Annotated in this window: 5 protein-coding genes; 4 read left to right on the plus strand and 1 reads right to left on the minus strand. The window is 72.1% G+C overall.

Features of this window, described 5'->3' with window-relative positions; genetic code table 11:
- Window positions 1–3,940, minus strand: a 3,940-nt coding sequence (locus tag QM638_RS05495) for an ATP-dependent helicase (RefSeq protein ID WP_415140939.1), incomplete at its 3' end; no start/stop codon positions are given.
- Between the two features lie 168 nt (window positions 3,941–4,108).
- Here QM638_RS05495 and QM638_RS05500 point away from each other — a divergent pair.
- The 4 genes from QM638_RS05500 to QM638_RS05515 all read left to right on the plus strand — a co-directional run bounded on the left by QM638_RS05500 (window position 4,109) and on the right by QM638_RS05515 (window position 7,284).
- Window positions 4,109–4,576: a hypothetical protein gene (locus QM638_RS05500; protein WP_415140940.1), complete on the plus strand. Its 468-nt coding sequence runs from the start codon at window positions 4,109–4,111 to the stop codon at window positions 4,574–4,576.
- A gap of 166 nt (window positions 4,577–4,742) precedes the next feature.
- Window positions 4,743–5,657 (plus strand): ABC transporter ATP-binding protein, encoded by a 915-nt coding sequence (locus QM638_RS05505; protein ID WP_415140943.1) that lies wholly within the window; start codon window positions 4,743–4,745, stop codon window positions 5,655–5,657.
- Complete coding sequence (locus QM638_RS05510) at window positions 5,657–6,466, plus strand: ABC transporter permease (RefSeq protein ID WP_415140941.1); 810 nt, start codon at window positions 5,657–5,659, stop codon at window positions 6,464–6,466. The genes QM638_RS05505 and QM638_RS05510 overlap by 1 nt, the downstream gene beginning before the upstream one ends.
- Window positions 6,463–7,284, plus strand: coding sequence for an ABC transporter permease (locus QM638_RS05515; protein ID WP_415140942.1), 822 nt, complete (start codon window positions 6,463–6,465; stop codon window positions 7,282–7,284). Before QM638_RS05510 ends, QM638_RS05515 begins: the two co-directional genes overlap by 4 nt.
- Window positions 7,285–7,413: the final 129 nt, after the last annotated feature.

The following is a 7,413-nucleotide window of genomic DNA, read 5'->3' on the forward strand; positions in this document are numbered from 1 at the left end:
CGCCGGGTCGCGGGCGGGCGCCCCACCGGGCCCGCGGCGGTGGTCGACGACTGCGGTGCGAGCTCGTCCCCGACCGGACCAGGGCACGCAGCGGCATCAGGGTGTCGTTGGTGACCAGCCCGGCCCAGACCAGCTCCCACAGCGCGGCCGAGAGCGACCGCGCCTCCTCGACCTCCGCGACCTCCACGGCGTCCGCGAGCTGGCGGAAGAACCACGCGCCTCCGGGGGCGAGCACGTCGAGCACCCGGCGGGCCAGGTCGCTCACCGCGCCGGCGTCGGCCTCGGGGACGGTCAGCTCCGCGGTCTCGGCCAGATGCAGCGAGATCCACCCATCGGTGCCGGGCAGGGCGGCATGCCCGGCCCACAGCACCTCGCCGGCGGCGGTCAGCTCGTCGAGGAACGAGGGCTCGTAGTCGATCACCCGGGCGGGCAGGATCAGCGACTCCAGCGCACTCGCCGGCACCGTCGCTCCGGCCAGCTGCTCCACCACGGCGAGCACGCCGTCCACGCCGCGGGGCCCACGGTGCCGGCCCTGGGCCCGTACGCCGACCTGCTGCCATGCCGGCAGGAAGCGCCCGAGCGCGGCCGGGGCGACCGGTTCGATCTCCTGGCGCAGCCGGGCCAGCGAACGGCGCCGCAGCGTCCGCAGCACGTCCGCGTCGCACCACTCCTGGCGTCCCGGCACCCCGGCGGGCCGGAACTCTCCGTCCAGCACCCGCCCGCGGGCGGCCAGCCGGGCCAGGGTGTGCCGGACCACGGCCGGTCCGATCCCCAGCCGGGCGGCGACCTCGTCGGCGGTGAACGGACCGTGGCCGCGGCCGTAGCGCGAGACCAGGTCGCCGACCGGGTCCTCGACCGGTTCGGCGAAGGCGCTCGGCACGCCCGGCGGCACCGGGACCCCCAGGCCGTCGCGCAGCCGCCCGACGTCCTCGACCACCGCCCAGCGCTCCTCGCCGGCGACCCGGACCTCGACGATCCTCCTGGTCGCGGCGAGCTCGGCCAGCCAACCGGCGACCAGCTCGGCCGACTCCGGGTCGGTGCGCGCCACCACCTCGGCGGCGTCGAGCGGGCCGAGCACTCGGATCAGGTCGACGACGCCCTCCGCCCCGCGTGCGCGTCGGCCGGGCGCCAGTCGCTGGAGCTCGGCCTCGACCTCGGCGAGCACGGTGGGATCGAGCAGTTCGCGCAGCTCCGCGCGACCGAGCAGCTCGGCGAGGAGTCCCTGGTCGAGGGTGAGCGCGGCCGCGCGGCGCTCGGCGATGGGAGAGTCGCCCTCGTACATGAACTCCGCGACGTAGGAGAACAGCAGGCTGCGCGCGTACGGCGACGGCGACGGGGTCGCGACGTCGACCACCTGCACCTCGCGGCGCTCGATCCTGCCCAGCAGCGCCACCAGGGCGGGCAGGTCGTAGACGTCGCGCAGGCACTCGCGGACCGCCTCCAAGACGATCGGGAACGACGGGTACTGCGCGGCGACCTGGAGCAACGCCGCCGACCGCTGTCGCTGCTGCCACAGTGGGCTGCGCCGGCCGGGATCGCGTCGCGGCAGCAGCAGCGCCCGCGCCGCGCACTCCCGGAACCTGCTGGCGAACAGCGCCGAGCCGCCCACCTCGGTGGTCACCAGGTCCTCGATCTCGTCGGCGCCGAAGACCACCGCCTCGGCCCCCGGTGGCTCGGCATCGGTGTCCGGGACCCGCACCACGATCCCGTCGTCGGAGGCGACCGCCTGGCCGTCCACGGCGTACCGCTCCCGCAGCCGGGCGTTGATCGCCAGCGCCCACGGTGCATGCACGCTCAGCCCGTACGGCGAGTGCAGCACCAGGCGCCAGTCGCCGAGCTCGTCGCGGAACCGCTCAACCACGATGTGGGTGTCGCTCGGCAGGATCCGGGTCGCCTCCAGCTGCTCGTGCAGGTAGCCGACCAGGTTGCCGGCGGCGTACTCGTTCAGGCCCGCCTCGCACGCCCGGTTCACCGCCTCGCCGCGGGGGAGGGACGCCAGCTGCCGGGCGTAGCCCCCGAGTGCCTGGCCGAGCTCGGCCGGCCGGCCGAGGCTGTCCCCCTTCCAGAACGGCAGCCGCCCGGGGACGCCGGGGGCGGGGGAGACCAGCACCCGGTCGTGGGTGATGTCCTCGATCCGCCAGCTGGTCGCGCCGAGCGCGAACACGTCGCCGACCCGGGACTCGTAGACCATCTCCTCGTCCAGCTCGCCCACCCGCCTGCCGGAGCCGGCCTCGCCCACCAGGTAGACGGCGAACAGGCCACGGTCCGGGATGGTCCCGCCGCTGGTCACCGCCAGTCGCTGGGCGCCGGGCCGGCCGGTGATCACCCCCGCCACCCGGTCCCACACGATCCGCGGGCGCAGCTCGGCGAAGTCGTCGGAGGGATAGCGCCCGGCCAGCAGGTCGAGGGTGGCCTCGAACGCGCTGCGTGGCAGCTGGGCGTAGGGGGCCGCACGGCAGACCAGCGCGTAGAGGTCGTCCACGTCCCAGGAGTCCAGCGCCGCCGTCGCGACCACCTGCTGGGCGAGTACGTCGAGCGGGTTGGCCGGGATGCGCAGCGACTCGATCAGGCCGGCCCGCATCCGCTGCACGCTGAGCGCGGCCGGAGCGAGGTCGCCGCGATGCTTCGGGAACAGGACGCCGCGCGACACCTCGCCCACCTGATGGCCGGCCCGGCCGACCCGTTGCAGCGCGCTCGCCACGCTGGGCGGCGACTCGATCTGGATCACCAGGTCGACCGCGCCCATGTCGATGCCGAGCTCGAGGCTGCTGGTGGCCACCACGGCCGGCAGCCGACCGGCCTTGAGGTCGTCCTCGATCAGCGCACGCTGCTCCTTGGAGACCGAGCCGTGGTGGGCCTTGGCGATCACCGCCGCGGCGCCCTGGGACTGGCCGGAGGCGGCCATCACCTGTGCCGGCGGACCGCTGCGGGTGCTCCCGATCGAGCCCGCGGCCCCGGGTCTCTCCCCGGTCCGGCCGAGCCGTTCCGCGGCGATCTCGTTCAGCCGCGCGGTCAGCCGCTCGGCCAGCCTCCTGGAGTTGGCGAAGACGATGGTGGAGCGGTGCGCCTCGATCAGGTCGGCCACCTCCTCCTCGACATGGGGCCAGATCGACCGCTCCGGAGCCTCGGTGTCCTCGCCGTACCCCTCCTCGGGCGCAGCTGTGCGGCGCCCGTCTGCGCCGTCGGCCTCGGGCGCGGTCATGTCCTCGACCGGGACGACGACCCGCAGGTCCCACTGCTTCTCGGCGGGCGGCGCGACGACCTCGACCGGCTGGGTGCCGCCGAGGAAGCGGGCCACCTCCTCGGTCGGACGGACGGTCGCGGACAGCCCGATGCGCTGCGCCGGCGTCTCCAGCAGCGCGTCCAGTCGCTCCAGGGTGAGTGCCAGGTGGGCGCCGCGCTTGGTGCCGGCGACCGCATGGATCTCGTCCACGATCACGGTCTCCACCCCGCGCAGCGACTCGCGCGCCTGGCTGGTCAACATCAGGAACAGCGACTCCGGGGTGGTGATCAGGATGTCCGGTGGCGTACTCACCAACCGGCGCCGATCGCCGGCCGGGGTGTCTCCGGACCGGACCCCCACGGTGAGCTCGGGCAGCGTGCGGCCGAGGCGCGCGGCGGTCTGTCGGATCCCCGTCAGCGGGGCGCGCAGGTTGCGCTCGACATCGACGCCGAGCGCCTTGAGCGGGCTGATGTAGAGCACCCGGCAGCGGCGCTCCTTCGCCGGTGGGGCGGCGCCCAGCAGGCGGTCGATCGAGGCCAGGAATGCGCTCAACGTCTTCCCGGAGCCGGTCGGCGCCACCACCAGCGCATGGTGGCCGGCGGCGATCGCCCGCCACGCGCCGGACTGGGCGGCAGTGGGCTCGGCGAAGGCGGCCTCGAACCAGGCCCGGGTCGGCTCGCTGAACCGGGACAGGGCGGAGGACTCCTCGGCGCTCACCCAGCCATCCTGACACCGAGCACCGATAGGACCGCCGACGATGCTTTCAATCAATGGCAACGCCGATGAAGCGCGGCCCGGTCCGACCCTACGGTGAGCGCCATCACATCGTGTGACTGCCGTCACCCGTGGCTGCCGACCGACCCGAGCCGTAGAAGGAAGAGCCCGATGACCACGACCCTCGCCCCAGCCGCGCCGACCTCGGTGGCCCACCGGATCCGGATCGCGATCCCGATCAGCGTGCTGTTCGCACTGGTCGGCGGCGCGCTCGCGGTGCTGATCGGCCGGTTCCTCCTCGGCCTGCCCGGCGGTGCGGCGGTCAACGTCGCGGGCCACGCGCTCTCCGGCGCGGTGGCCGGATTCGTCGCCGGCCTGGGCTCGATCCGACTCTACGAGCGCGGCGCCGGCCGTCGGCGTACCAATCCGGATGCGCACGCCCAGGCGCTCACCTCCGGGGTGATCGGCGCGGTCATCGACGCCGTGATGAGCGCCCTGATCAACGGCATCGCCATCGGCGTGCCCGCGACGCTTGCCACCCAGACCAGCAACCACGTCGTCACCGGGGTGATCAGCGGCCTGATCGCGGCCTTCATCGGACTCATGGTGCACCAGCACAAGACGGCCCGGCTGCGCTGAGGCGTTGCCGGCGGCGGGACCATTCGTCTAGGTATGCAGCCGAGTGCGCACTTCCCACGTGGAGTTCCACCTGGGAAGTGCCCGTCGGTCTGCATACCTTGCTGAACCGTCGGCGGCACCGCCTACGCTTCGGGGCGTGAGCAAAGCGCCCGCCAGCAGTGACCCGATGATCCTGGCCCGTGGCCTGCGCAAGTCGTTCGGCGACTTCGAGGCGGTCCGGGGGATCGACGTCGAGGTGCCGCGTGGGATGGCGTTCGGCTTCCTCGGGCCGAACGGCGCCGGCAAGTCCTCGACCATGCGGATGATCTGCTGCGTCTCCCCGGTCAGCGGCGGCGAGCTGCGCATCCTCGGCCTCGACCCTGCCGTCGACGGTCCGCAGATCCGTTCCCGGATCGGGGTGTGTCCTCAGGAGGACACCCTCGACACCGAGCTGAACGTGGCGGAGAACCTCTACGTCTACGGCCGCTACTTCGGGCTTCCTCGCGGCGTCGTCCGCGAGCGGATCGCGGAGCTGCTGGACTTCGTCCAGCTCACCGACAAGGCGAGTGCCAAGGTGGAGGACCTCTCCGGCGGGATGAAGCGGCGGCTCACCATCGCCCGCAGCCTGATCAACAGCCCCGAGATCCTGATCCTCGACGAGCCCACCACCGGTCTGGACCCGCAGGCGCGGCACGTCATCTGGGACCGGCTCTTCCGGCTCAAGCAGCAGGGCGTGACGCTGGTGCTCACCACCCATTACATGGACGAGGCCGAGCAGCTCACCGATCGACTGGTGGTGATGGACCACGGTCGGATCGTCGCCGAGGGCTCGCCGCTCGAGCTGATCTCGACCTACTCCTCCCGCGAGGTGGCCGAGCTCCGCTTCGGCATCGGCGAGCACGAGGGGGTCGCGGCGATGGTCGAGGACCTGGCGGACCGGATCGAGGTGCTGCCCGACCGGCTGCTGATGTACGGCGAGGACGGCGAACGGATCCTCGAGTCGGTCCACGCCCGCGATCTGAAGCCAGCCGCCACCCTGGTGCGCCGCTCCTCGCTGGAGGACGTGTTCCTGCGCCTGACCGGACGGACGTTGGTGGACTGATGGCCCCACTGGAGTCGACGGCGCCGGCCGGGGTGTGGCACGGCGCGCTGCGACAGCTCGACTACTGGGCGATCGTCTATCGGCGTACCTGGAAGGGCAGCGTGATCACCTCCTTCGTCACGCCGTTCCTCTACATCCTGGCGATGGGCGTGCTGCTCGGCGGCTTCGTCGACGCCGATCCGAGCACGCTCGACGGCGCCACCACCTACCTCGCCTTCGTCGCACCCGGAATGGTCGCGAGCCAGGCGATGACGACCGTCTTCGGCGAGGTCACCTATCCGGTGATGGGGATGGTGAAGTGGCAGCGGATCTACTTCTCCATGACCGCCAGCCCGCTCGGAGTGGGCGACATCATCGCCGCTCAGCTGGGCTTCGTGCTCTTCCGGGTGCTGACCAGCTGTGCGGTCTTCCTGGTCGTGCTGGCACCGTTCGGCGTCTTCGAGTCCTGGTGGGGCACGCTGCTCGCGCTGCCGGTCCAGGGGCTGCTCGGGCTCGCGTTCGCCACGCCGATCTTCGCCTTCTCGGCCGGGTTGCGCGACGAGTCGGCCTTCTCCCTCGTCTTCCGGCTGGGGATGATCCCCCTCACCCTGTTCTCCGGCACCTTCTTCCCGATCGGCAACCTCGGCGTGGTGGGCGAGACGATCGCCAAGGTGACCCCGCTGTGGCAGGGCGTGCACCTGACCCGGATGCTGGTGCTCGGCCAGGTCGAGGCCGGCTGGGCGGTCCTCCACGTCGCCTACCTGGCGGCGCTGGCCGCCCTCGGCTGGTGGTGGGCGGTACGGCGCCTGGGTCGGAGGCTCGTCCAATGATCAGCGCCGCCACGCTGCGGGCCGCGACCGCCGGCGCGCAGCCCCGGCCACTGGGTGCCGGCGAGGCCACCCTGCTGCTGTTGCAGCGCAACCTGCTGGCCTACCGCCGGGCCTGGTACGTCTTCCTCACCGGCTTCCTGGAGCCGGTCTTCTACCTGTTCTCGATCGGCATCGGCGTCGGCAAGATCGTGCACGGCTTCGACTTCAACGGCGAGCCGATCGGCTACCGCGAGTTCGTCGCCCCCGGCATGGTGGCCGCCTCGGCGATGAACGGCGCGCTGCTGGATGCGACCTTCAACTTCTTCTTCAAGCTGAAGTACAACAAGCTCTTCGACCAGATGCTGGCCACCCCGCTGAGCACCCTCGACGTGGCCCGCGGCGAGCTCGCCTGGTCGCTGCTGCGCGGCGGGGTCTACTCGGCCGCGTTCCTGGTGGTGATGCTCGCGATGGGGCTGATCGACTCCTGGTGGGCGGTGCTGGTGCTGCCCGCCGCGCTGCTGATCGGGCTCGCCTTCGGTGCCGTCGGGATGGCGCTGACCACCTGGATGCGTTCCTGGCAGGACTTCGAGTACGTCACGCTCTCCACGATGCCGCTCTTCCTCTTTTCCGCGACCTTCTTCCCGATCACCGCCTTCCCCGACTGGCTTCGCTGGGTGGTGGAGTGCACCCCGCTCTACCGCGGTGTGGTGCTGTGTCGCGAGCTCACCACCGGTGCGCTGAGCTGGGGATCGGCGGTCTCGGTGGTCTACTTGATGGCGATGGGGCTGATCGGGCTGGCCGTCGTACGGCGCCGGCTCGACCGGCTGCTGCTCACCTGAGAGGGTGGCCGGATGAGAAGCCCTATGTCAAGCCGCCCCGGTCTGGCTGGCGAGGAAGCGTTGCAGGGCGCGGTGTCGGGCGGGGTCGTAGGCGAGGTCGTCTTGCCAGCAGTGCCAGATGATGTGGAG

This window comes from Nocardioides sp., from assembly GCF_047606145.1.
In the GTDB taxonomy this organism is placed as follows: Bacteria; Actinomycetota; Actinomycetes; order Propionibacteriales; family Nocardioidaceae; genus Nocardioides.

Bases quoted from the DNA above. Each gene is read 5' to 3' on its own strand.
- QM638_RS05500 (WP_415140940.1), top strand. From the start codon at position 4,109: ATGACCACGACCCTCGCCCCAGCCGCGCCGACCTCGGTGGCCCACCGG.
- QM638_RS05505 (WP_415140943.1), top strand. From the start codon at position 4,743: ATGATCCTGGCCCGTGGCCTGCGCAAGTCGTTCGGCGACTTCGAGGCG.
- QM638_RS05510 (WP_415140941.1), top strand. From the start codon at position 5,657: ATGGCCCCACTGGAGTCGACGGCGCCGGCCGGGGTGTGGCACGGCGCG.
- QM638_RS05515 (WP_415140942.1), top strand. From the start codon at position 6,463: ATGATCAGCGCCGCCACGCTGCGGGCCGCGACCGCCGGCGCGCAGCCC.